This is a genomic window from Janthinobacterium sp. SUN100 (assembly GCF_030397705.1).
GTDB lineage: Bacteria > Pseudomonadota > Gammaproteobacteria > Burkholderiales > Burkholderiaceae_D > Janthinobacterium > Janthinobacterium kumbetense.
In genome coordinates, this window is sequence record NZ_JAPUBU010000001.1 from 1,435,243 (window position 1) to 1,458,252 (window position 23,010).

Annotated in this window: 26 protein-coding genes; 13 read left to right on the forward strand and 13 right to left on the reverse strand. The window is 63.7% G+C overall.

The window, feature by feature from the left end; genetic code table 11:
- Nucleotide 1 precedes the first annotated feature (1 nt).
- The 6 genes from O0881_RS06240 to O0881_RS06265 all read left to right on the forward strand — a co-directional run bounded on the left by O0881_RS06240 (nucleotide 2) and on the right by O0881_RS06265 (nucleotide 3,252).
- On the forward strand, nucleotides 2–313 hold the full coding sequence (locus tag O0881_RS06240; RefSeq protein ID WP_289910604.1) for a hypothetical protein: 312 nt from the start codon (nucleotides 2–4) through the stop codon (nucleotides 311–313).
- Nucleotides 314–535: 222 nt separating this feature from the next.
- On the forward strand, nucleotides 536–889 hold the full coding sequence (locus tag O0881_RS06245) for a hypothetical protein (protein WP_289897372.1): 354 nt from the start codon (nucleotides 536–538) through the stop codon (nucleotides 887–889).
- A 41-nt stretch (nucleotides 890–930) separates the two neighbouring features.
- Nucleotides 931–1,248 (forward strand): hypothetical protein, encoded by a 318-nt coding sequence (locus O0881_RS06250; RefSeq protein ID WP_289910605.1) that lies wholly within the window; start codon nucleotides 931–933, stop codon nucleotides 1,246–1,248.
- Nucleotides 1,249–1,453: 205 nt separating this feature from the next.
- Entirely contained in the window at nucleotides 1,454–2,476 is a 1,023-nt protein-coding gene (locus O0881_RS06255; protein WP_289910606.1) for a serine hydrolase domain-containing protein, read from the forward strand.
- Between the two features lie 115 nt (nucleotides 2,477–2,591).
- A complete protein-coding gene (locus O0881_RS06260; protein ID WP_099667380.1) occupies nucleotides 2,592–2,930 on the forward strand; it encodes a hypothetical protein in 339 nt (112 codons plus the stop codon).
- Between the two features lie 55 nt (nucleotides 2,931–2,985).
- Nucleotides 2,986–3,252 (forward strand): hypothetical protein, encoded by a 267-nt coding sequence (locus O0881_RS06265; protein ID WP_152257397.1) that lies wholly within the window; start codon nucleotides 2,986–2,988, stop codon nucleotides 3,250–3,252.
- Between the two features lie 55 nt (nucleotides 3,253–3,307).
- Here O0881_RS06265 and O0881_RS06270 read toward each other — a convergent pair whose 3' ends face one another.
- The 6 genes from O0881_RS06270 to O0881_RS06295 all read right to left on the reverse strand — a co-directional run bounded on the left by O0881_RS06270 (nucleotide 3,308) and on the right by O0881_RS06295 (nucleotide 11,301).
- Complete coding sequence (locus O0881_RS06270) at nucleotides 3,308–3,784, reverse strand: fasciclin domain-containing protein (RefSeq protein ID WP_257219082.1); 477 nt, start codon at nucleotides 3,782–3,784, stop codon at nucleotides 3,308–3,310.
- Nucleotides 3,785–4,049: 265 nt separating this feature from the next.
- On the reverse strand, nucleotides 4,050–5,495 hold the full coding sequence (locus O0881_RS06275; RefSeq protein ID WP_289911465.1) for an efflux transporter outer membrane subunit: 1,446 nt from the start codon (nucleotides 5,493–5,495) through the stop codon (nucleotides 4,050–4,052).
- A gap of 44 nt (nucleotides 5,496–5,539) precedes the next feature.
- Nucleotides 5,540–8,740, reverse strand: a complete 3,201-nt coding sequence (locus O0881_RS06280) for an efflux RND transporter permease subunit (RefSeq protein WP_099667378.1) — start codon at nucleotides 8,738–8,740, stop codon at nucleotides 5,540–5,542.
- 2 nt (nucleotides 8,741–8,742) lie between these two features.
- On the reverse strand, nucleotides 8,743–9,987 hold the full coding sequence (locus tag O0881_RS06285) for an efflux RND transporter periplasmic adaptor subunit (protein WP_289904479.1): 1,245 nt from the start codon (nucleotides 9,985–9,987) through the stop codon (nucleotides 8,743–8,745).
- 271 nt (nucleotides 9,988–10,258) lie between these two features.
- Entirely contained in the window at nucleotides 10,259–11,119 is an 861-nt protein-coding gene (locus O0881_RS06290) for an alpha/beta hydrolase (RefSeq protein WP_251348172.1), read from the reverse strand.
- Nucleotides 11,116–11,301: a hypothetical protein gene (locus O0881_RS06295; protein ID WP_289904478.1), complete on the reverse strand. Its 186-nt coding sequence runs from the start codon at nucleotides 11,299–11,301 to the stop codon at nucleotides 11,116–11,118. Before O0881_RS06295 ends, O0881_RS06290 begins: the two co-directional genes overlap by 4 nt.
- Before the next feature lie 175 nt (nucleotides 11,302–11,476).
- Here O0881_RS06295 and O0881_RS06300 point away from each other — a divergent pair, with 175 nt between their 5' ends.
- Genes O0881_RS06300 through O0881_RS06310 form a run of 3 tightly spaced genes read left to right on the forward strand, consistent with a single transcriptional unit; the run spans nucleotide 11,477 to nucleotide 13,865 of the window.
- Nucleotides 11,477–12,439, forward strand: a complete 963-nt coding sequence (locus O0881_RS06300) for a LysR family transcriptional regulator (RefSeq protein WP_099667375.1) — start codon at nucleotides 11,477–11,479, stop codon at nucleotides 12,437–12,439.
- Complete coding sequence (locus tag O0881_RS06305) at nucleotides 12,436–13,413, forward strand: D-2-hydroxyacid dehydrogenase (RefSeq protein WP_289910607.1); 978 nt, start codon at nucleotides 12,436–12,438, stop codon at nucleotides 13,411–13,413. The genes O0881_RS06300 and O0881_RS06305 overlap by 4 nt, the downstream gene beginning before the upstream one ends.
- Nucleotides 13,410–13,865: a hypothetical protein gene (locus O0881_RS06310; RefSeq protein ID WP_289910608.1), complete on the forward strand. Its 456-nt coding sequence runs from the start codon at nucleotides 13,410–13,412 to the stop codon at nucleotides 13,863–13,865. Before O0881_RS06305 ends, O0881_RS06310 begins: the two co-directional genes overlap by 4 nt.
- 3 nt (nucleotides 13,866–13,868) lie before the next feature.
- Here O0881_RS06310 and O0881_RS06315 read toward each other — a convergent pair whose 3' ends face one another.
- The 7 genes from O0881_RS06315 to O0881_RS06345 form a co-directional block, all read right to left on the reverse strand.
- Complete coding sequence (locus tag O0881_RS06315) at nucleotides 13,869–14,381, reverse strand: DUF1993 family protein (protein WP_289910611.1); 513 nt, start codon at nucleotides 14,379–14,381, stop codon at nucleotides 13,869–13,871.
- Nucleotides 14,378–14,854 (reverse strand): hypothetical protein, encoded by a 477-nt coding sequence (locus tag O0881_RS06320; protein ID WP_289910612.1) that lies wholly within the window; start codon nucleotides 14,852–14,854, stop codon nucleotides 14,378–14,380. Before O0881_RS06320 ends, O0881_RS06315 begins: the two co-directional genes overlap by 4 nt.
- An 89-nt stretch (nucleotides 14,855–14,943) precedes the next feature.
- Nucleotides 14,944–15,819, reverse strand: coding sequence for an alpha/beta hydrolase-fold protein (locus O0881_RS06325; protein WP_289910613.1), 876 nt, complete (start codon nucleotides 15,817–15,819; stop codon nucleotides 14,944–14,946).
- A gap of 72 nt (nucleotides 15,820–15,891) precedes the next feature.
- A complete protein-coding gene (locus O0881_RS06330; RefSeq protein ID WP_289910614.1) occupies nucleotides 15,892–16,788 on the reverse strand; it encodes a HAMP domain-containing sensor histidine kinase in 897 nt (298 codons plus the stop codon).
- Between the two features lie 243 nt (nucleotides 16,789–17,031).
- Nucleotides 17,032–17,742, reverse strand: a complete 711-nt coding sequence (locus O0881_RS06335) for a response regulator transcription factor (protein ID WP_289910615.1) — start codon at nucleotides 17,740–17,742, stop codon at nucleotides 17,032–17,034.
- Nucleotides 17,739–18,278, reverse strand: a complete 540-nt coding sequence (locus tag O0881_RS06340) for a GNAT family protein (protein WP_289910616.1) — start codon at nucleotides 18,276–18,278, stop codon at nucleotides 17,739–17,741. Before O0881_RS06340 ends, O0881_RS06335 begins: the two co-directional genes overlap by 4 nt.
- 62 nt (nucleotides 18,279–18,340) lie before the next feature.
- On the reverse strand, nucleotides 18,341–18,904 hold the full coding sequence (locus tag O0881_RS06345) for a GNAT family N-acetyltransferase (protein WP_289910617.1): 564 nt from the start codon (nucleotides 18,902–18,904) through the stop codon (nucleotides 18,341–18,343).
- Between the two features lie 139 nt (nucleotides 18,905–19,043).
- On the opposite strand from O0881_RS06345, the gene O0881_RS06350 reads away from it, so the two are divergent.
- The 4 genes from O0881_RS06350 to O0881_RS06365 are packed head-to-tail and all read left to right on the forward strand — an operon-like array spanning nucleotide 19,044 to nucleotide 22,936.
- Nucleotides 19,044–20,636 (forward strand): sensor domain-containing diguanylate cyclase, encoded by a 1,593-nt coding sequence (locus O0881_RS06350; RefSeq protein ID WP_289910618.1) that lies wholly within the window; start codon nucleotides 19,044–19,046, stop codon nucleotides 20,634–20,636.
- A gap of 35 nt (nucleotides 20,637–20,671) precedes the next feature.
- Nucleotides 20,672–21,412, forward strand: coding sequence for a CPBP family intramembrane glutamic endopeptidase (locus O0881_RS06355; protein ID WP_289910619.1), 741 nt, complete (start codon nucleotides 20,672–20,674; stop codon nucleotides 21,410–21,412).
- A gap of 41 nt (nucleotides 21,413–21,453) precedes the next feature.
- Nucleotides 21,454–22,119 (forward strand): hypothetical protein, encoded by a 666-nt coding sequence (locus tag O0881_RS06360; protein ID WP_289910620.1) that lies wholly within the window; start codon nucleotides 21,454–21,456, stop codon nucleotides 22,117–22,119.
- 10 nt (nucleotides 22,120–22,129) lie between these two features.
- Nucleotides 22,130–22,936 (forward strand): DUF6624 domain-containing protein, encoded by an 807-nt coding sequence (locus tag O0881_RS06365; RefSeq protein WP_289910621.1) that lies wholly within the window; start codon nucleotides 22,130–22,132, stop codon nucleotides 22,934–22,936.
- Nucleotides 22,937–23,010: the final 74 nt, after the last annotated feature.

Here is a 23,010-nt window from a genome sequence, read left to right on the forward strand (position 1 = left end):
CATGAAAAAAGTAATCGCTACTCTGATCGCCGGCTTGTTCGCTTCCGCAGCCTTTGCTCAAACGCCAGCCGTGCCTGCCAAGGCCGAAGCCAAGCACACCAAGGAAGTGGCAAAAGCAGAAGCCAAGGAAACCAAAGCCGTAGTCAAAGCCGATGCTAAAGAAGCAGTCGTCGCCGCCGATGCCAAGGCCGATGTCGCCAGCGCCAAGGCCGACGCAGCCGCCACCAAGGCAAAAGCCCATCACAAAGCGAAAAAAGCCAAAGCCAAGGCTGACGAAGCCAAGACTGAAGCGACCGCAGCAGCAGCCAAGTAAGTACCTCCGCGCATTTTCAGCGCCACACAAAAAGACAGCTTCGGCTGTCTTTTTGCATTTTCATGCCGTCTTCCTCAATGAACGTCGCTTAAATCACCTGATTGTAAGAAAGTGTAAACAAGGTCAACCATAACCTTCCGGGGCACGTTTTCTGCTCAGTGACACGGGAATCATCCCGGCACCAACAGACATACCAGACAAACCACCACAGAGGACTGCACCATGAAAAAAGCAATTGTTACCCTGATCGCCGGCCTGTTCGCTACCGCAGCCTTTGCCCAAACCCCTGCCGCCCCGGCAGCGTCGGTCCCCGCCAAAGTGGAAGCGGCGCACACCAAAGCTGTCGTCAAAGCCGACGCCAAGGAAGCGCAAGCCGTCGTGAAAGCGGATGCAAAAGAAGCGAAAGCCGTCGTCGCCGCGAAAACGGAAGTGGCCAGCGCAAAAACGGAAGCAACTGCCACCAAGGCCAAGGCGCACCACAAAGCCAAGAAAACCAAGGCCAAGGCCGACGCAAAACTGGCTTCGGCCACCGCTGCAGCGCCAGCGTCTGTACCAGCGCCAGCAGCCGCCAAGTAATCATCGACACACCATCACTTACCACTTGCCAGGAAAATAAAATGAAAAAAGTTATCGCTACCCTCATCGCCGGCCTGTTCGCTACCGCAGCCTTCGCCCAAACCCCTGCCGCCCCGGCAGCGTCGGTTCCCGCCAAGGCGGAAGCGGCCCACACGAAAGCCGTCGCCAAGGCAGAGGCCAAGGAAACCAAGGCTGTCGTGAAAGCCGACGCCAAGGAAGCGGTCGTCGCAGCCGATGCGAAAGCCGATGTCGCCAGCGCCAAGGCCGACGCCAAAGCCACCAAGGCCAAGGCCCATCACAAGGCCGGCAAAGCCAAGGTAAAAGCGGACGCCGCAGTTGCTGCCACACCGGCAAAGTAAGCCAAATGTAGCCACGCAAGCGCATCCGCCGGGTCTGCGCTTGCGTGGCCACTTCCAGTACCAGGGACAGCTTCGGCTGTCCCTTTTGCATTGTGCTCGTCCGGCGCGCCTTCACGCAAACTTCATCGAACAGGCCAGCTTGCGCGCGACAAAACGGCGCAATTGGGCGACACTGGCAATCCGACCATCGCCACGAAAGCTGTCCATGCGCCGCCTGCCGTTTTCACTATTGAGTGCCCTCTTCCTGTCATGCCCTGTCCTGGCGCAGGACAGCGCCCCCGCCACCCTCGATCAAGTCCTGCAAGCTCAGGATGGCGACAGCCATGGCGACTTGCGCGCCGTCGTCGTGCTGCGCGACGGGGCCATCGTCGCCGAGCGCTATTACAACGGCGAGACGGCCGACACCCTGCACGACATCCGCTCGGCCGGCAAGAGCATCACCGCGCTGCTGGTCGGTGCGGCCGTGGCGCGCGGCCAGCTGGCGACAACAAAAACGGTGGGCGGCTACTGGCCCGAAGTCGCTGCCAGCCCGGCGGGCAAGGTCGTCCTCGACGACTTGCTGACCATGCGTTCGGGCCTGGCCGCGTTCGATGAAGACGAACACTCGCCCGGCAATGAAGACAAGCTCGATGCAGCGCCCGACCCCGCCGCCTTCGTGCGCGGCGTGCCGGCCGCAACAAAGCCGGGCAGCATCTACCGCTACAACTCGCTGGGTTCGTACATTGCCGGGCGCGTGGTGGAAAACGCCAGCGGCGCCGACCTGGAAGACTACGCCGCCAAGGCGCTGTTCGCGCCGCTGGGCATCACGCGCTGGAGCTGGGGCCGCGACGTGGCACGCCACCCTAAAGGCCAGGGCAACCTGTCGCTGCGCGCACGCGACACGGCAAAAATCGGCCAGATGGTGCTGAACGACGGCGTATTTGACGACAAGAGGGTGATCGACGCCGCCTGGATCAAGGCAGCGCTGGCGCCGCGCGTGGCCATCGGCGCCGTCGATCGTTACGCCGACAGCTACGGCTATTTCTGGTACGCGAAGACGCAGGACGTGGCCGGGAAAAAGATCGCCGTGCATTTCGCCTCGGGCAATGGCGGCAACAAGATCTACGTGATACCGGCGCGCCGCATGGTGGTGAGCATCGCATCGAGCGCCTACGGCAAGGGCTACGGGCAGCGCCGTTCGGAAGACATCCTGAAAGCCATTTTGGCCGCGGATGCCACGCAGATGTAAGCGATTGTAATGACCGTCAACGCAAGCGTCCGGGGGCGCGTTTTATGCTCAGTGACACGGGAATCATCCCGGCACCAACAGACATACCAGACAAACCACCACTGAGGACTGCACCATGAAAAAAGTAATTGCTACCCTGATCGCCGGCCTGTTCGCAACCGCTGCCTTTGCCCAAACGCCAGCAGCTCCCGCAGCCTCGGTTCCCGCCAAAGTGGAAGCAGCCCACACCAAGGCCGTCGTCAAGGCGGACGCCAAGGAAGCGCAAGCCGTCGTGAAAGCGGACGCCAAGGAAGCGAAAGCTGTCGTCGCCGCGAAAACGGAAGTCGCCAGCGCAAAAACGGAAGCTGCCACCACCAAGGCCAAGGCGCATCACACTGCGAAAAAAACCAAGGCCAAGGCAGATGCCAAACTGGCGTCGGCCACCGCTGAAGCAGCGCCTGCAGCAAGCAAGTAATCCAGTCCATCAGCACCCGATTTTTATTCGCACCATTACCTTATAGGATTTCATCATGAAAAAAGTTATCGCCACCCTGATCGCCAGCCTGTTCGCCACCGCCGCTTTCGCCCAGACGCCAGCCGCACCTGCAGCACCGGCCGCTCCAGCAGCTTCTGCCGCCGCCGTCGCACCAGCAGCCAAGGCTGAAGCGCCAGCCGCCGTCAAACCGGCCGCGCACAAGAAAGCCAAGCATCACAAGGCGAAGAAAGCAGCACCGGCAACGCCAGCAGCTCCGGCCGCAGCGGCAGCTTCCGCACCAGCAGCAGCGCCAGCCAAGTAATCGGCGCCATGCAGGCAAAAAAGACAGGGTTTTCCCTGTCTTTTTTTTCGTCCGCTTATTTCGGCATCAAGACCGTGTCAATGACATTGATCACGCCATTCGATTGATACACATCATAGGTGCTGATGTTGGCGCTATTGCCGCCCTCGTCCATCACGACGATGTTGTGCATGCCGTTCATGGCGAACATCAGCTTGCCCCCGCTGGCCGTGGGCAGGGTCGCCTTGCCGTCATGCATCTTGATCTCCTTCGCCAGCGCCTTGAAGTCGTATTTTCCCGGTACCACGTGGTAGGTGAGGATTTTCGTCAGGGTGGCCTTGTTTTCCGGTTTCACCAGGGTGTCGACGGTACCTGCCGGCAGCTTGCCAAACGCCGCATTCGTCGGCGCGAACACGGTGAACGGGCCCTTGCCTTTCAAGGTATCGACCAGGCCGGCCGCCTTGACGGCAGCCACCAGGGTCGTGTGGTCGGCCGAATTGACGGCGTTGTCGACGATGTCCTTGCTCGGGTACATGCTCTGGCCGCCCACCATGGTCGTCATGTCGGCGGCAAACGGGGCGCTGGCGGCCAGCAGGGAAGTAAAGGCTGTGACAAACAGTGCTGCGGGAACAAAGGTGCGCATGATGGTATCTCCTGGATGACTGCGTTTGCGTGATTGCAGGAGTACTTACGCGGCCTGTCCGCAAACGGATTCAACTCGCTGAACACAAAAAAACGGCGCCGTGCAAGCGCACGACGCCGTTTTGACGATGTTTTCCTTGCCGCGGGCCGGACATGCCAGCTCGCGGTGCCGGAAATCAGTTGGCCGCCACCTGCGGCTCCGTCTCGCCCCAGCCGCCGCCCAGGGCACGGATCAGCGCCACCGTGGTGACGGCGCGGTTGCCGCGCAATTGCACGGCATTGCGCTCGATGGCCGCCAGGTTGCGCTGCGCGTCCAGCAGATCGAGGTAGCTGGAACGGCCCGCGTCGTACAGCTTTTGCGCCAGGTCGGCCGAGCGGCGCGCCGAGACGACGGCTTCGTCGATCTGCTGCGTCTGGCCCGACAGGATGCGCAGGCCGGCCAGGTTGTCTTCCACCTCGGCGAAGGCCACCAGCACGCTCTGGCGATACGTCGCCACCGACTCTTCCAGCTGCGCTTCGCTGCGGCTCACGGCAGCTTTATTGCGTCCGCCATCGATGATCGGCATCGACATCAGGGCGCCCAGCAGCCAGGAGCGGCTGCTCCACTTGAAGATGTCCGAGAACGTATCGGACGCGCCGCCGCCGGAAGCGTTCAAGGTCAACGCGGGGAACATGGCCGATTTCGCCACGCCGATGCGCGCATTCGACGCTTCCATGGTGCGCTGCGCCGACGCGATGTCGGGACGGCGCTCCAGCAGGGACGACGGCATGCCGGCCGGGATCACGGGCAGGAAGCCGCTGTCCTGCAGCGGGTTGACGGTCGCCGTGAAGCTGGCGGCCGGTTTACCCAGCAGAACGGCCAGCGCATGTTCGCTGGTCGCGCGCTGGCGCTGCAGGCCGATGGCTTCGGCGCGCGTCGTCGACAGCTCCGTGCGGGCACGGGACAGATCGAATTCGCCGATGTCGCCCAGGTCATAGCGGCGCTGGTTCACATGCACGCTTTCCTCGCGCAGGCGCACCGTCTGCTCCAGGGTCGCCAGTTCCGCATCCGTGGCGCGCAGCTGGAAGTAGGTTTGCGCCACGTCGGCCTGCAGGGACAGCAGCACCGAGCGATAGGTCGCTTCCACGGCCAGCGCATCGCTGCGCGAGGCGCTGACATTCGATGCCACCCGGCCGAACAGGTCGACTTCGTAGCTGGCCGTCAGATTCGCCTGGTAGACGTTGGTCGCCGCCACCGGCGCGCCGTTCGGCAAGCCGAGCGACACGGCGGAAGCGCGGTTGCGCTGGCCGCCCACGTTCACGCCCACTTGCGGGATGCGGTCCGCTTCGGCGATGCCGGCAATCGCCCTCGCCTGCTTGACGCGGGCGGCGGCGACGGCCAGGTTGGCATTGGCCTGCGTGGCTTCGCTGATCAGGCTTGTGAGGGCCGGATCATTGAAGGCCAGCCACCACTCGCCGCGCGCCTGGCGCTCGGCTGGCACGCCCTGCTTCCAGCGCGTGCCGTCGGCCGCCGTCTGCACGGCGGGCAAGGCTTGCGCTTCCTTGAACGCCGTCGGCGTCTCGATCTGCGGCTGCTTGAACTCCGGCGCCGCGCAGGCGGCCAGCAGCACGGCTGCGGCCATGGCGGTCAGCACAGGCTTGACGCGCCAGATGATTTCCTTGGTTTTCAATATATATCTCCTTCCAGGTTCAATGCTGGCGCGGCGGCAGGCTTGGCGGCAGCATCGGCTGGTTTTTTCTCAAAACGCTGCGCCAGGGTGCGCAGCAGTACGTAGAACACGGGCGTCAGGAACAGGCCGAAGAAGGTCACGCCCAGCATGCCGGCAAAGACCGCCACACCCATCGCATGGCGCATTTCCGAACCGGCGCCGTGCGAGAACACGAGGGGCACCACGCCCATGATGAAGGCGATCGACGTCATCAAAATCGGACGCAGGCGCAGGCGGCACGCTTCCAGCGCCGCTTGCACGACGGTGCGGCCATGCTCTTCCAGTTCGCGGGCAAATTCCACGATCAGGATCGCATTCTTCGACGCCAGCCCCACCAGCACGAACAGCGCGATCTGGGTAAACACGTTGTTGTCGCCACCGGTCAATTTGACGCCCAGCAAGGCGCACAGGATGGACATCGGCACGATCAAAATCACGGCCAGCGGCAGGGTCCAGCTTTCGTACTGTGCGGCCAGCACGAGGAACACCAGCAGCACGCACAGCGGGAAGACATAGATCATCGTATTGCCGGACAAGATGTCCTGGTAGGTCAGCTCCGTCCACTCATACGAAATCCCCTGCGGCAGCACTTCCTTGGCGATGCGTTCCAGCGCGGCTTGCGCCTGGCCGCTCGACACGCCAGGCGCGGCACCGCCGTTGAAATCGGCTGCAGCATACGCGTTGTAGCGCTGTACGCGGTCCGGACCATAGCTATCCTTGACGCGCATCAACGACGACAGCGGGATCATTTCGCCTTTGTCATTACGCACTTTCAGCTGCGCGATATCCTGGGCATGCGAACGGAACGCGGCATCGGCTTGCACGCGCACCTGGTAGGTGCGGCCAAACTGGTTGAAGTCGTTCACGTACAGCGAACCGAGGTTGATCTGCAAGGTCTGGTAAATCGTTTGCAGCTGCACGCCCATCTGCTTGGCTTTCACGCGGTCGACGTCGGCGAACAGCTGCGGCACGTTGATCTGGTAGCCCGAGAACACGCCCGCCAGTTCCGGCGTCTGGTACGCTTTCGCGGCCAGCGACTGGGTGGCGTTGTACAGCGCGTCGTAACCGAGGTTGCCGCGGTCTTCGATCATCATCTTGAAGCCGCCGATGGTGCCCAGGCCGTTGACGGGCGGCGGCGGGAAGACCATGATGAAGGCGTCCTGGATGCCGCCCAGGCGCTTGTTGATCTCGGCCGCGATGGCGCCGCCCGACAATTCCTTGCTGCTGCGCTCATCGAACGGTTTCAGGGTGGCGAACACGATACCGGCGTTCGGCGCATTGGTAAAGTCGTTGATCGACAGGCCGGGGAAGGCGATGGTCGATTCGACGCCAGGCACCGACTTGATGACGTCGGACATGCGGCGCACGACATCTTCCGTGCGGTCCAGCGAAGCGGCGTCAGGCAATTGCGCAAAGCCCACCAGGTATTGCTTGTCCTGCGCCGGCACGAAGCCGGCCGGCACGGACTTGAAGGTGAAGATGGCGGCAACGACCAGCAGCGCATACACACCCAGCGACGCGCTCTTGCGGCCCAACACGCCCTTCACGCCCGCTTCATAGCGGTGCGAAGCGCGGCCGAAGAAGCGGTTGAACCAGGCGAAGAAGCGGCCGAAGACCATGTCCATGCCGCGCGTCAGCGCGTCTTTCGGCGCATCGTGCGGTTTCAGCAGCGCGGCCGACAGGGCTGGCGCCAGGGTCAGCGAGCTGAAGGCGGAAATCACGGTCGAAATGGCGATCGTCAGCGCGAACTGGCGATAGAACTCGCCGGACAAGCCTGGCACGAAGGCGATCGGCACGAACACGGCGCACAGCACCAGGGCGATGGCGACGATAGGACCGCTGACCTCTTTCATGGCCTGGATGGTGGCGTCGCGCGGCGACAAGCCTTCCTCGATATTGCGCTCGACGTTTTCCACCACCACGATGGCGTCATCGACGACGATACCGATGGCCAGCACGAGGCCGAACAGCGACAGCGTGTTGATCGAGAAGCCAAAGCCCAGCATCACGGCAAAGGTACCGACAATCGACACGGGAACGGCCAGCAGCGGAATGATCGAGGCGCGCCAGGTTTGCAGGAAGATGATCACCACCAGCACCACCAGGGCGATGGCTTCCAGCAAGGTATGGATCACGGCTTCGATGGACGAGCGCACGAACTGCGTGGGGTCGTACTCGATGCGGTATTCCACGCCTTGCGGGAAGTCTTTCTTCAGTTCGTCCATCTTGGCGCGCACGTCGGACGACAATTGCAGCGCGTTGGCGTTCGGCGCTTCGAAAATACCCATGCCGACGGCAGGATTATTGTTCAGCAGCGAACGCAGCGAGTAGCTGTTGGCGCCCATTTCCACGCGCGCCACGTCCTTCAGGTGCGTGACGGCGCCGTCGGCATTCGTGCGCACGATGATGGCGCCGAATTCCTCGGGCGTCTGCAGACGGCCCTGGGTGTTGACGGTCAGCTGGAAGTCCGAGTTTTTCGCCGGCGAAGCGCCGATGACACCGGCAGCCACCTGCACGTTCTGCTCGCGGATGGCGTCGACGACGTCATTGGCCGTCATGCCGCGCGCCGCTACCTTTTGCGGGTCGAGCCAGATGCGCATGGCATAGTCGCCGGCGCCGAAGATCTGGATGTCGCCCATACCGGGCAGACGTGCCAGTTGGTCCTTGACGTTCAGCACCGCGTAGTTACGCAGATACATGTCGTCATAGCGCTTGTTCGGCGAGACCAGGTGCACCACCATGGTCAGATTCGGCGACGATTTGACGGTCGTCACGCCGATCTGGCGCACTTCCTCGGGCAGGCGCGGCAAGGCGCGCTGCACGCGGTTCTGCACCTGCGTCTCGGCCTGCTCGACGTTGGTGCCGATCTTGAAGGTCACGGTCAGCATCATCGCGCCATCGGACGTGTTTTGCGAGGACATGTAGAGCATGTTCTCGACGCCGTTGATCTGCTCTTCGAGCGGCGCGGCCACGGTTTCGGCGATCACTTTCGGGTTGGCGCCCGGGTATTGCGCGCGCACCACCACGGATGGCGGCACGACGTCGGGATATTCGGAGATGGGCAGGCCGAAAATCGACAGCAGCCCGGCCACGAATATGACAATCGACAGCACCGCCGCGAAAATCGGCTTGTCGATGAAAAAGCGGGAAAAATTCATGTTTATTCCTTGGAAGTCGATGCTGCTTTCGCGGCGATCTTGGCGTCTTTTACTTCAGGTTTTGCGGGAGCGACAGGCGCGGTCGGGTCGAAATCCATGGCCACCATCTGCGGCGTCACGGGTGCGCCTGGACGCACGCGCTGCAAGCCGTTGACGACGATCTTTTCGCCCGCCTTCAAGCCTTCGCGCACCACGCGCAAGCCGTCCGAATTCGGGCCCAGCTTGACGGCGCGGTATTCGGCCTTGTTGTCGGCGCCCACCACGTACACATATTTGCGGCTCTGGTCCGTGCCGACGGCGCGGTCGCTGATCAACAGCGCCGTGCTTTGCGCCTGCGGGCCGTTGCCGCCGTCGAGCTGGATGCGCGCGAACAGGCCCGGCACCAGCTGGCGCTCGGCGTTGGCGAAGGTGGCGCGCATGCGCACGCTGCCCGTGGCCGGGTCGAGCTGGTTGTCGACGAATTCCAGCTTGCCTTCATGCGGGAAGCCCGTTTCGTTGGCCAGGCCCACCTTGACGGTGACGGGCGTGCCCTTTTGCGCCGTGCCGGCCACGCGCAGATACGTATCTTCATCGCCGTCGAAGCTGGCGTAGATGCGGTCCGTCGACACCACGGAAGTGAGGATGGCGGAAGCGTCGATCAGGTTGCCGACGGTGATTTCCGCCTTGCTGACGCGGCCGCTGATCGGAGCCTGCACCTGCGTGTACGACAGGTTCAGCCTGGCCGCTTCATATGCGGCTTGCGCCGAGCGGGCATTCGCGTCCAGCTCTTTCAAGCCCGATGCCTTTTCATCGAATTCGCGCTGGGCGATGGCTTTTTCGGCCAGCAGCTTTTCAGCGCGCGACAGTTCCAGCTTGGCCAGTTCCGCCTTGGCGCGGGCCGAGGCAGCCGTGCCTTCGGCGCGCGACACTTCGGCCTGGAATGGGCGCGGATCGATGACGAACAGCACATCGCCTTTTTTGACTTCGCTGCCCGGCTTGAAGTTGACGGCCGTGATGAAGCCGCCGACTCGCGAGCGGATTTCCACGCGCTCGATCGCTTCCAGGCGGCCCGAGAATTCCTGCGTTTCCGTGATCTGTTTTTCCACCACGGCGGCGGCCGAGATGGGCGGGCCGCCGGCCGCTGGCGCGTCGGGCACCTTGCTATTGGCCGAATCGCAGCCGGCCAGGCTCACGGCCACCAGACCTGCCAGCGCGAGCGAGGCAGCCAGGGGCTTCAGCAGAGTGGAAAATTGTTGAACGTTTTTCATTTTATTTCCCTGTTTTATGAAAATTTCTAATGGTATGGGCGGCAGGAAGCAACCCAGCTTAAAAAGTGAATGGTGGTGCCATGGCGCCCGACGGCGCTCGATCAAAGGTAAACAGGCCGCCAGCTGCTTAAAAGCGGACGGGGACGACGAAGCTGGCTGTGCGAACGCACAACTCAGGCAGGAAGGGAACTACACTGCGTAGTGTAGCAACCAAAACTCAAAAAGTAAACTGATTAGTGTAAGTTTTTTTGCGGTGCCGCGGATGGCGGCGTCATGACTCGGGCTCCTGCCCCAGTCCGGCGACGAAACTGCTAATTTCGCTCAATACCTGTACCTTGCACGCGCACTCATTGCGGGCGGTGGCGTCTTGCAGCGGCGCGGCGGCCATGCGCCGCACGGTCGTCTTGATGCCGCAGGCGATCAGTTTGCTGCCGTATTGTTCAGCCTCGTCGCGCAATGGGTCGTCTTCGCTGGACAATATCAAGGCTGGCGGCAGGTTCTTCAGGCGGCTCGACTGCAATGGCGACGCGTACGGGTGGGTACGGTCAGCGGCATTCGGCAGGTAGCCGCGGTAGGCGGCGGCGCACTGGTCCGCCACTTCGGCCAGGTCGGGACAGGTCGGCAAGGAGCGCATCGAGCAGGTCGACAGGCCGGGATCGAGCATGGGCATGATCAGCACCTGGCCCGCGAGGGGCGGTCCGCCCCGGTCGCGCGACATCATGGCGCATACGGCGGCCAGGTTAGCGCCCGCCTCGATGCCCGACACCACCATCTGCTTGCCCGTCCAGCCCAGCTTGGACTTGTTCTTTTTTGCCCACAGCAGCACGGCATGCGCGTCTTCCACGGCGGCGGGGAATGGCCGCACGCGGGCCAAGGTGTAGTTCGCGGCCAGCACCACATGGTCGGGATTGCTCAGCACGAGGCAGCGCAGGAAGTCGTCTGCATCGTCCAGGTCGCCGTCGACAAAGCCGCCGCCATGAAAGAAGACCATCAGGTTCGGCTGCTTGGCGCCCGGCACGCCGGCCGTGTAGACACGCGCGCCGAGCGCATCTTGCGCGCCCTGCACCTGGATGTCGCGTATCTTCAGCGCCTGGCCAGGTGCCAGTTCGGCAGCGGTGTCGGCAAAACTCATTGCGCCACCACCGGCTGCACCGCAGCATCGAGCACCGTGTCGTTCAGGCACAACAGGGCGACGCCGCCCACTTCATGGGTCAGGGCGCTATAACCGCTGGCTTCGCTTTGCGCCGCCATCGAGTATGCATCCGTCGATACCATCGCGGCCAAAGCGAGCGAGCTCATAGCGAGAGCGAGCACTGCAAAGATTCCATTCCGATGACCCATGATTTTTCTCCTGTGAACTTCCTGCGGCAATCACATTTATGCTGCAGTACAACAACTATAGACTTGATCTACAATCTGATAAAGAGTGCAATGACGAATTGATTGTTCAGGATTATGAATAATCAAGCATAAAGTGATAAGGAATCAAGTGAACAAGCTGCAAGCCATGGAAGTTTTCATCCAAGTCGTCGATGCGGGCGGCTTTACGCGCGCGGCGGAAAACATGCAGCTGCCGAAAGCCACCGTCTCGACCCTGATCCAGTCGCTGGAAGCGAGCCTGTCGGTTAAGTTGCTCAACCGCACCACGCGCCACGTCAGCATCACATCCGATGGCGCCGCCTATTACGAGCGCTGCGTGCGCATCCTGTCGGACGTGCGCGAGGCGGAGGAATCGCTGTCGCGCACGCGTTTGAGCCCCAGCGGGCGGCTGCGCGTGGATGCGCCCACGGCCCTGGCCAGCGAACTGATCATCCCCGCCCTGCCCGACTTCTTTGCCCGCTATCCGGACATCTCGCTGGAACTGGGCTGCAGCGACCGCCCCGTCGACTTGATCGAGGAAGGCGTCGATTGCGCCGTGCGCGGCGGCGAATTGGGCGACCTGAACCTGATCGCGCGCCGGGTCGGCGTGCTGCACTTCATGACGTGCGCCTCGCCCGGCTACCTGGCGCAGCACGGCACGCCGCTGCATCCGGACGACCTGGCGCAGCACCGGGGCGTGAATTTTTTCTCCGCCAAGACGGGCAAGACCTTCGACTGGGATTTCACGCGCGCCGGCGACCGCATCCAGATCGCCATGCCCAGCCATATCGCCCTGAACGACTCGAACGCCTACACGGCCGCCGGACTGGCGGGCCTGGGCATCGTGCAAATGACGCATTTCATGCTTGCGCCCCTGATAGAACAAGGCAAAATGGTGGAATTGCTCAGCGAATGGGAATCCGACCCGCTGCCCATCCACGTGATCTATCCGCCCAACCGCCATCTGTCGGCCAAGGTGCGCGTGTTTGTCGAATGGGTCGCCGACATGTTTACCAACCACCCGGCCACGCAACTGAAAGGCAAGAGCAGCCTTCCCAGCGCGCGCGCCACCCAGACCGAGGCCCAGCCATGACCGCAGCAAGCACATCGCCGCACCCGCACCGCATCGTCTTTCTCGACCGCGACAGCCTGATCGCCACCGTGCGCCCGCCCGCCTTCGCCCACAGCTGGGAAGAACATGCGCACACCAGGGGTAGCGAACAGACGGTGGCTCGCCTGCAAGGCGCCACGATCGCCATCACGAACAAGGTGCCGCTGCGCGCGGCCGAGCTGGCGCAATTGCCGGACCTGCAAATGATCGCCGTGGCCGCCACCGGCACGGATATCCTCGACCTGGCCGCCTGCCGCGAACGGGGCATCGTCGTGGCGAATATCCGCGACTATGCGCGCGCCACCGTGCCCGAACACACGCTGGCCCTGATGCTGGCCCTGCGCCGCCAGCTCATCGCTTACCGCGCGGACGTGGAAGCGGGCCTGTGGCAGGCGTCCGACCGCTTCTGCCTGTTCGGCCACCCGATCCGCGACCTGGCCGGCAGCCGTCTGGGTTTGCTGGGCTATGGCGCGCTGGGCAAGTCCGTGGCCCAGCTGGGCCGCGCCTTCGGCATGCAGGTGATCGTGCACAACCGTTCGCCCATCAATGAAGATGGCATGAAGGAAGTGGGCTTCGACGAATTGCTGGCCAGTTCCGACGTGCTGAGCCTGCACCTGCCGCTGACGGACACCACGCGCAACATCATCGGAGCAAAGGAACTGGCGCGCATGCAGCCGACCTCGCTATTGATCAACACGGCGCGGGGCGGCCTCGTCGATGAAGCGGCACTGGCGGAGGCCTTGAAAAACGGCGTGATCGCCGGCGCCGGTTTCGACGTGCTGTCCAAGGAGCCGCCTCCGCCCGACAACCCGCTGCTCAATTTGCGCCTGCCCAACTTCATCCTCACGCCGCACACGGCCTGGGCCAGCGGCGAAGCCATGCAGAAGCTGGCCGATATCCTGATCGGCAATGTGGAAGCGTTCGAACGGGGTACACCGACGAACGTGGTGGCATGAGTTTGTTAAACGAGCTGGATGAACTGCTGTGCAGCGACGACGATGAATACGACCGCCTCGACCTGTTTCTCGAGGCGGACGAGCTGATCGGGCAACTGCAGTCCGCCGACGTACCCCCGCTGCTGGCCCTGTGGCGGGCGCGCAGCCCGTGCTGGCAGCAGCGTTTCACCCAAGCAAGCAGCAACATCGACGGCGCCGTGCTGCGCGCCCTGCTGGCCGGTTTGCTGCAGATCAAGGAGGCCACCCACGGCGTGCTTGAATTGATGTCGCGCTTGCCGCCCGTCGCCGACGACTCCGCCCTCAGCGACGCCCTGCTCGCCTACGCCGAGCAAGCCTGGCATGCGGACCCGGCACGGCAGCGGCAAATCCAGATCAGTTGCTGGAGCTGCGGGCTGTCGGGCCGGCTGTTGAAGCGGCTGGGACTGGCGTCGTGGAAAGACGCGGGCTTGTAGGAACTACGGCGCGGCAGGCCGCTCGAAGGAAAACCCCGGCGCATACGCGTGATAGCCATCGAAATCGCCCTTGCCGATGGCCGCGCCGGCGCTGCGCGCAATCGCATACGCCATGCTGAAGTGAAAGTAGAAATTCGGCAGTATGTACAGATGCAAGAATTCATCGGCCGGCAGCGCGATGTCGGCGAAGCCGGCGCGGTCGCGGCAGATGCGGTCTGGCGGCCCGTCAAAACGCTCCACGGGAATGTCCTTGAGGTAGCGCATGGTGTGTGCGATCTGTTCCTGCAGGCTGGCGGCGGCGCTGAAATCGGCCACGACCAGCCCCGCCAGCGGACAGCAGCCGCGCAGGGAAAAGCTCACGGCCGCGCGCACTTGCTGGGCGAACGGCAGCATGTCCGGGTGCAGGCGCGCCGCCAGCATGTGCGGCGCAGTGCCGGTCTTGTCGAGCATGGCGGAAAGCTGCGCCAGGGAACGGCAAAAGATGGCGGCCGGGTGGATGGGCGTCACGCCTGTCATGCCGAGCCTCCTGCCGCCGCATCGTGCGCCACGGCCTGCTTCAGCACGCGGATCAGGCGGCGTTCATGGCGGCCCACGGCGGCCCAGTCCCAGGCATCGGTCTGGCCCAAGTCCGGGTAAAGGGGCTGCCATTTTTCCGCGCGCTTTTGCGAATTGGCGCTCACATGCGACGCCAGTCCCTTGCCGCTGGACAGGCGCAGGTAGACGCGGATGACGCCCCAGCCTTCGCACACGTAACGGTAGGTGAGGCCGCCGCACTTGGCCGGGTCGAGGGCGATACGGCGCGGGGCAAAGTGTCCGGCCATGTCCGGGTAATGCACGGCAAGGAACACCTCGCCGGCCCCTTCAGCCTCCAGCCTGGCCGCATACGCGCACAGCTCGGCAGGCGAGCGGAAATACAGCGTTTCCCTTTCCATCTGCGAATACGCCTGCGCCACGGCCGCGCCGGGCTTGGCAAAGATTGCCGCGGCCATGGCCGCGATGCCTGCTGTTGATAATGCCACTGTGCCTGCCTTTCCTGTTGCCTGATGGTTACGCCATGCGCCGCCATCCTAGCATGGCGTCAACGGCGATGGCGGCTGAAAAACTCCCACATCACCTCATTCGCATCGATGGCGCGCGTGGTCTTGCCGATGGGCAGGCCGACGTTGAAGGCATCGGTGCCCGGCCACGTGTGGCCGCCTTCCTTGACGGTGATCAAGGCCACGCTGACGCCAGCGGCGCCCTGCTCCAGCCAGCTCACTTGCGTGGCGTCGCCAGCGGGGCCAGGAAGCAGGCGCGGCTGCGGCCTGGCACCTTCGATGCCGTTGTGCTGGCGCCAGTAATCGAACGTATCCTCGGCCGACAGATAGCTGGCGGCCTTGCCCTCGAGCAGCACGACCTTGTCGGCCGTGCCCTGTATCAGCAGCATGCCGACCTTGTCCGCCTTCTTGTGATGCTGCCGTACCGGTTCCGGCATGGGCGCCCCCACCGAGGCGACGGCGGCGAACTGTTGCGGCAATTCGGCTGCCAGGCGCAGGGCAAAGAAACCGCCGCGCGACAGGCCCGTGGCATACACGCGCTGCTCGTCGATGCGGTAATCCTGCTTGAGTTTGCTCAACATCGCTTGCGTAAAGCCGACGTCGTCCGTGCCCGCAAGGTAATCCATGCCGAAGCCCACGTTCCAATCCTGCTTGATGCCTTGCGGATACACAACGATGAACTGCTGCCGCTCGGCCGTCTTGTTCATCTGCGTGTACAGCATTTGTTCCGCCATGCTCATGCCGCCGCCATGGAAATTGAAGACGACGGGAAAGGTCTTCTGAGGCTGGCTTTGATACGCAGCCGGCGTGTAGACGATGTAGCGGCGCTTGTCATCCTTGAGCTGCAGCGATTGCACCTGGGCCAGCACGGGCATGGACAGGCAGGACAGGATGAACAGGATGATGGCGATTTTCATGGGCTTCCCTTCAAGTAAAAGAGCAGCCAGCATATGCAAGGGCAGGTGAAATCGCGGTGAAATCCGCCGACTTTATTGCGCCCGGGCCGGCACGATGGCGACACGGAACTGCGTCGCGCCCGGATGGAAAACAATGTCCCAGTGCATGGCTTTTGCCAGGCGCAGCAGCAGGTCCTGGCCATGCGCGAAACCGTGGATGCGTGGCGCTTGCCCCGGCTGCACGGTATTCTGGATGCTCAGGCAACCTTGTGCAAACGCAATATCGATGCGGCAATCGGGGCCGCCATGGAACAGCGCATTTGCCAGGCAATTATTGAGGAGCAACATGACCAGTTGCGGGTTGCCGACCGCCTCCAGCCGCTCCGGCAAGTCCAGGGTCAGCAGGCTGGCATCCCAAGGGTGTTCGTCGAGCAGGCGCAGCAGGCATTGCTCGATGCAGCCGCGCAATTCGACCACGTCGCCCGGCAATTGCTCGGCCCGCGCCAGCGCGAACAGCGCGTCGATGGTGGCGCGCATCTCGTCCGTGGATTGCCGCAGCTGCGCCTGCTCCTGCCTGCCCAGCGGCTGCGCATAGTCCAGCGCCAGGGTGTTGTGCATGAGGGTCAGCGGCGTGCGCAATTCATGGCTGACGTCGCGGGTAAAAGCCTGTTCGCGCCGCAACACCGCCTGCAGTTCGGCAAAGGTGGTTTCCAGCCGGCGCGCCAGGAAACCGATCTCGTCGGGGCGGTCGCGCTCGCTGAAATGGACGGCGCCGCCGGGCGCCAGCCGGCGCGCTTCCTGCGCTAATCTCTGCAAGGGCAGCACGAGGCGCCGCGCCAGCCAGTACGCCAGCAGCAGGGCCAGGCCGATCAGCGCCAGCGCCACGCCAGCCACGACGCCGCCCACTTCCCGCGCCAGCCGCGACACGACCAGCACGGGCGCCACGTCGGCCAGCAGGTACGCGCGGGGCGGACGGCGGCACGTGCGCACGCACCGCTTGAGGCAAGTCAAGGTAACTGCCATAAACCGTGATGAGGTCGCTGCCAGAAGGCGTAAGCTTGCCGTGCTGCTGCCAGCGCATGCTGACGGCCGCCGCTTCGCGCTCGAGCAGGCGCTGCACCAGCATGTCTTCCGTCACGTAGGCAATCACCAGCGCCAGGCCCGTGTAGCATAGGCACAGCAGGATGGTGAAGCCGGCCAGGGCGGCAAACAGGCGCTGCCGGATCGACTGGCTCATGACGATGCCGCAGCGTCGAAGGCCAGGCGGTAGCCTAGCTGCGGTATGGTCACCAGCATGCCCGCCGCGCCAACCCCGCCAAGCAACTCCAGCTGCTTGCGCAGCGCGTAGATGTGCGATTTGAGGGCGTCGCTGTCGGGCGGCTGGCTGCCCCACAGCTGCTGCAGCAAGGCCGAGCGCGAGACGGCGTGCGGGTATTCGCGGCACAGCAGCAACAGAATTTTAAAACCCGTCTGCGTCAATGGCAGCGGTGCGTCGCCATACAGGGCGCGCCCTGCGCGCGTCTGCAAGGTAAACGGTCCCACGCGCATTTCCTGATGCACGTGCAACTGCTGCCGGCGCGCCAGCGCTTCGCAGCGCAAGGCCACTTCGCGCAAGTCGAACGGCTTGGTCAGGTAATCGTCGGCGCCGTCGCGAAAGCCGCGCGCCTTGTCTTCGTACGCGTCGCGCGCCGTCAGCATCAAAATCGGCACATTGCTGGGCGCGGCCGCCTTGATGGCGCGGCATACTTGCAAGCCATCCGTGTCGGGCAAGTTCAGGTCCAGCAGCACCACGTCATAGCTGTTGCGCGTGGCCAATTGCACGGCCAGCGCGCCCGTGCCCGCATGGTCCGTCTGCCAGCGCAAGCCGTCGAGGAAATCGAGCACCTGGCGCGCGATGGCCAGGTGGTCTTCCACCAGCAGGATACTCAGGGGAAGTTTATTCATCGCACGCCGGCAATGCGCGCATACAGCCAGAAATTGCCGGATCTTCCGCGAATTTGCCGGTAGCAGCGCAGATAGCCTTCCCGCTCGAAAGCGCAGCGTTCGAGCACGCGCATCGACCGTTCATTGCTTTCCAGCACGGTTGCCTGGATGCGCAGGAAGCCGAGGCGCTGGAAGCCCCAGTCCACGACAGCGTTCACGACGGACGTGGCCACGCCCTGCCCCCATACGGCAGGAGCAAGATCGTAGGCGATTTCGGCCGTGCGGTGCTGCGGGGAAATGGCATTGAAGCCGACCGTGCCCACCAGCCGGCCCCCGTCGCGCAGCACGACGGCCAGACGAAGGGACGACGATGGCTGGGCCGAAGCATAGTCATCGAAATTGGCCTGCAGATCGTCGGCGCACTGCAAGTTCCAGCTCGTGTGCTCCACGACGGCAGGGTCGGCCAGGTAGGCATACCAGGCGGACGCGTCGCTGCGTTCCAGCGGGCGCAAGATCACCAGCGGGTGGCCTGAAGCGGGTAGATCGACAGCGATCATCGCCCGGCATCCTCCTCAGCTGCGGCCTGGCGATCGCTGGAACGCGTCGCCAACCTGTCCGCTCACGCGGCGCCCTTGCGCCGCGCTTCCCATTCGCGGCGCAGCAAGCCATACAGCGCCGAATCGCTGACCTGGCCTCCGACGATCCAGCGTTCGGGCAGAAAACCTTCCTTGTTGAAACCCTGGCGTTCCAGGGCGCTGGCCGAACCGGCGTTGTGCGGGTCGATATCGGCTTCCAGGCGGTTCAGGTCGCGCTCGATGAAGGCGAATTCCAGCAGCGCCGACAGCGCTTCGTGCATATAGCCCTTGCCCCAGTACGGGCGGCCCAGCGCGTAGCCGATCTCGGCGCGGCGGTTCTGGCGGTGCTCGGAAAACAGGCTGCAGCTGCCCAGGTATTCGCCCGTCGCCTTCAGCTCGACGGCGAAGCGGAAGAATTCCTCTTTCTCGAAAGCGGCGATGTCCTCGGCAATCTGGCGCGCGGCGCGGCCCGTGTCTTCCCAGGGCGGTTCGCTGAAATAACGCATCACTTCGGGATCGGAATGCATGGCGAACTGCGCCGCCTCATCCGATGGTTGCGGCTTGCGCAGGATCAATCGTTCAGTAGTGATGGTCTTGCTGTAGGTCATGGCTCTCCAGTCTGGCTGCAAACGGACGAAGGCTTATTATTCCATGCAACTATAACGATGTGGCAATTTTGTACGCCTGCTTTTAATGTAGTATGGCAATATTTCCACCATATCATTGATGCAACTTCATGATTCGCCTATGGATGCAGTAAAGGATGCAACAAACAAGGACGCGGCGGGCACCCTGCCGGCGCAGCCCGAGGTCTTGAGCAGGCACAAGCGGCCAGTGATCGTCTGGGCCAGCATCGCCTTCTTCTGCATGTGCGCCATGCTGCTGGGCATGACCATCTGGATCGTCTGGTCTTCGCGCGAAGTCCGCCTGCGCGAGAGCAGCGCGGCGACGGAGAACATGGCGCGCGCCCTTGCCACGCAAGCCTACATGGAACTGGAAGTCGCCGATGTCATGCTGGAAGATATCGTCGAACACATCCGCAACGAAGGCAATAATGACGCCACGGGCGAGCGCTTGCAATCGCACCTGCAGCAGCTGTCGAGGAATATCGTGGAAATTGCCGGCGTCTTCATTTTTGACAGCCAGGGGGACTGGCTGGCCACCTCGTCCGGCGCCAGGCAGGACGGCAACAACGCCGACCGCGACTATTTCACCTATCACAAGACGCATGCGCAGCTGGGCAGCCGCATCAGTGCACCCGTGCGCAGCAAATCCAGCGGGCAATGGGTCTTGCCCGTGTCGCGCCGGGTGGAGTTGGCGGACGGTTCCTTTGCCGGCGTGGTGCTGGTCACCCTGGGGCTCGCCTCCTTCGAACGCATCTACGATAGCCTCAACCTTGGCAACACGGGCACGGCATTCTTTGCCCTCGACGACGGCACGCTGATTTACCGGCGGCCGTTCCAGCCCAATGTCATCGGCATGGATATTTCGTCGGGCGCACTCTTGCGCGCCTTCCGCGAAAAAGGACCTGTCGGCACGGCCATGATGACGGCGAAGGTGGACGAAATCGAACGGCTGTACAGCTATCGCCACCTGGAACGCTTTCCCGTCATCGTGGCGGCGGGGCTCTCGAAGGAAGACGTCTTCGCCGAGTGGCAAAGGCTGAGCATGCAAATCGTGCTGGCGTCGCTGGCGGCGGGAGCGGCGCTGATCTACCTGTTCCGCAAGCTGATGCGGCAGATTGCCGTACGCGACCGCATCGAAGCCAGCCTGCGCCTGGCCACGGCGGAGCTGCGGCACGCGAATGCGGACCTGGCGGCGCGGGCGTCGCAAGACGGCTTGACGGGGCTGGCCAACCGCCGCTGTTTCGACGAGACGCTGGCACAGGAATTGAAGCGCGCCCAGCGCAGCGGCCATGAAGTGTCGCTGATCATGCTCGACGTGGATTTCTTCAAGAAATTCAACGACCAGTATGGCCACGTGGCGGGCGACGAGTGCCTGCAGGCAGTTGCCAACGCCGTGGCCCGCAGCGTCGGCCGGACCGAAGACCTGGCGGCACGCTATGGCGGCGAAGAGTTCGCCGTGATCATGCCCGCCACCAACGCTGCGGGCGCGCTGGACGTGGCGGAAGCCATCCGCTCGGGCGTGGAAGCCTTGCAGATTGCCCATGCAGCCAGCGCGAACGGTGTCGTGACCGTCAGCCTGGGCGCAGCCACGCTGCAGCCCGCACGGGAGCGCTGCAGCGACAGCAGCGAGCTGATACGCCAGGCCGATGCCCTGCTGTACCAGTCGAAAAATACGGGCCGCAACCGCGTCAGCGGCGGCGGGCCAGCAGCATGACGCCGCCCATGCCAGGAAAAAGAATCACCCTCACCATGCCGGTCACCCTCATCGCACTGGCCATCTGGCTGGGCTTGAGCCTGGGCGGCCGCTGGCTGGAAGCGGCCGGCTACGCCTTGCCGGGCGCCGCCGTCACCGGCCGCATCGGCCTGTCGTGGGCGCTGGCCGCCCTGTTCGCGCTAGCGCTGCTACTGGCCTCAAGCCGGCGCCGCGCGGCGGGCCTGTGCGCGCCGCAGCCATGGAAAACGCTGTGGCTCGTCTCGCCGCCCCTGCTGTATGCGCTGCTGATGCTGTTGCTGGCCTGGGCCGGCGGCTGGCCGCAGCCGCGCGTGCTGCTGATCGTCGCTTGCAATGCGGCCCTGGTGGCCGTCTCGGAAGAGCTGATGTTCCGCGCCATCTTGCTGCAAGGCATGCTGGAGCGCTACGCCGTCTGGCCCGCCGTCCTGATGTCCTCGGCACTGTTCGGCCTGGCCCATACGGCCAACGGCCTGGCCACGGGCGACGTCAGCGGCGCCCTGTGGCAAGCCGTGGCCGCCACCCTGCAAGGCGTCGGCTACGCGGCCATCCGCCTGCGCACCCGCTCCATCTGGCCCATGGTGCTCGTGCATGGCTTGTGGGACTACGCGCTGGTGACGGCCACCTTGCCCAACCCGGCCGAAGACGGCGCGTCTATCCTGCCGTATATCGCCCTGCTGGCCGTGCTGCCCCTGTGCCTGTACGGCGTCTACCTGCTGCGCCCCAGCCAGCGCGCCGTCCTATCGCAAGCGCCACTATAATATTGCGACATAATTTTCCATCCATTTGCCGAGGAAGCTGCATGGCGTTTTTTTCACGTGATTACGAGGTATTCCTGCTGCTGGCCGCGCCCGCTGCGGCGCCGCTGTGGGATGCGGCGCAATGGACGCCGTTCGCCGCCGGCCTCGATGGGCTCATGGCGCAGGCAAGCGCGAGGGGCAAGCCCGGCGTGCGCAGCCATCAATACAATCCCAAGGGCAAGCCGATTTCCTTTGGCCGCCTGGGCTGGGACGACAAGTCGCACGCGAAGTGGACGCATACGCCGGAAACACGCGACGCCCGCTTCATGAGCCTGGAAGCGTGGGCGCCCACCTGGACCATTTGTGAAAAGGACGACCAGGCGCCCGATATGTTCCTCGCCCTGGCCAATGAATCGCTGCTGGGACTGGCAGGAAAACCCTTGCAATTTGGCCAGCGCCTGGTGTGCGCCATCGCCACGGACATGGGTCTGGAAGCGGCCGCCGCCTTGCGGCACGCCTTGACGCAGCTGGCGGCGCAGCAAGACGCCGTCTTCTTTGCCCACACGCAACGCCAGTGGGGTAGCGCCTCGCCATACGGCGGTTTCACGGACGCCATCCAGGATATGCTGATCGGCGGCCTGTTCCGACAAGACGACCCGCATGCGCAGCCGCTCGATGACGCCACGTTCCGCGAAAAGTGGACCTTGCTCGACCTCCCCCATTTATGAACGGACTCCCATGCTACGCCTGACCTTCTCCATCCTGCTGTGCTGCAGCGTCCATGCGGGCGCCTTCGAACTGAGCGGCACCATCCGCAGCAACGGCCCGCCGCTGCCGCAAGCCATCAGCATCGTTGCCGAGCGCATGCACGGCGAGCCGCAGATACATGGCACGGTAGAAAATGGCCGCTACCGCATTGATGTGCCGGCAGGCAGCACACTGGCACTGCTCCTGCAATCGCCGGGCTGGGAAGCGGAGCCCAAGCTCATCTTCAGCGCGGCCACGGCGGGCGCGCTGGACTTCCTGCTGTATCCGGCCGCGCTGCCCGAAGCGGCGCTGGCAGCCGAATTGCGGACCATGGAACAGGAAGACCAGGCCCTGCGCGCGGGATTCCCGCCAACGGGGCCGGACCTGGCCACACGCCAGCGCATGCTGGCCACGGATGAAGCACGTGAGCAACGCTTGCGGCAAATCATCGCCAGCAAAGGCTGGCCCACGCAAACAATGGTCGGCTACAAGGCGGCGGGCAGCGCCTGGCTGATCGCCCAGCATGGATCAAGTGCCTTCCTCAAAAGCAGCTTGGTCCTGATGCGCGCAGCAGCGGCACGGGGAGAGATCACGCCTTCGAAGCTGGCACTGGCGATCGACCGCGACCTGTGCAGCAACAATCAGCCGCAGCTGTACGGCAGCCAGTTCCGCACGGATAGCACCGGCAAGACGTTCCCCTGCCCCATCGACGATCCGCAGCGCCTGGAGCAGCGCCGCGCCAGCATGGGCATGGAACCCTATGCACAGTACCGGCAGTTATTCGAACAGGACAATTGACAACGTCAACCGTTGCATGGCATCGTTGCACCATGCAATCGCCATTCCCGCCCCTGCCATCGATTATTGCCGCC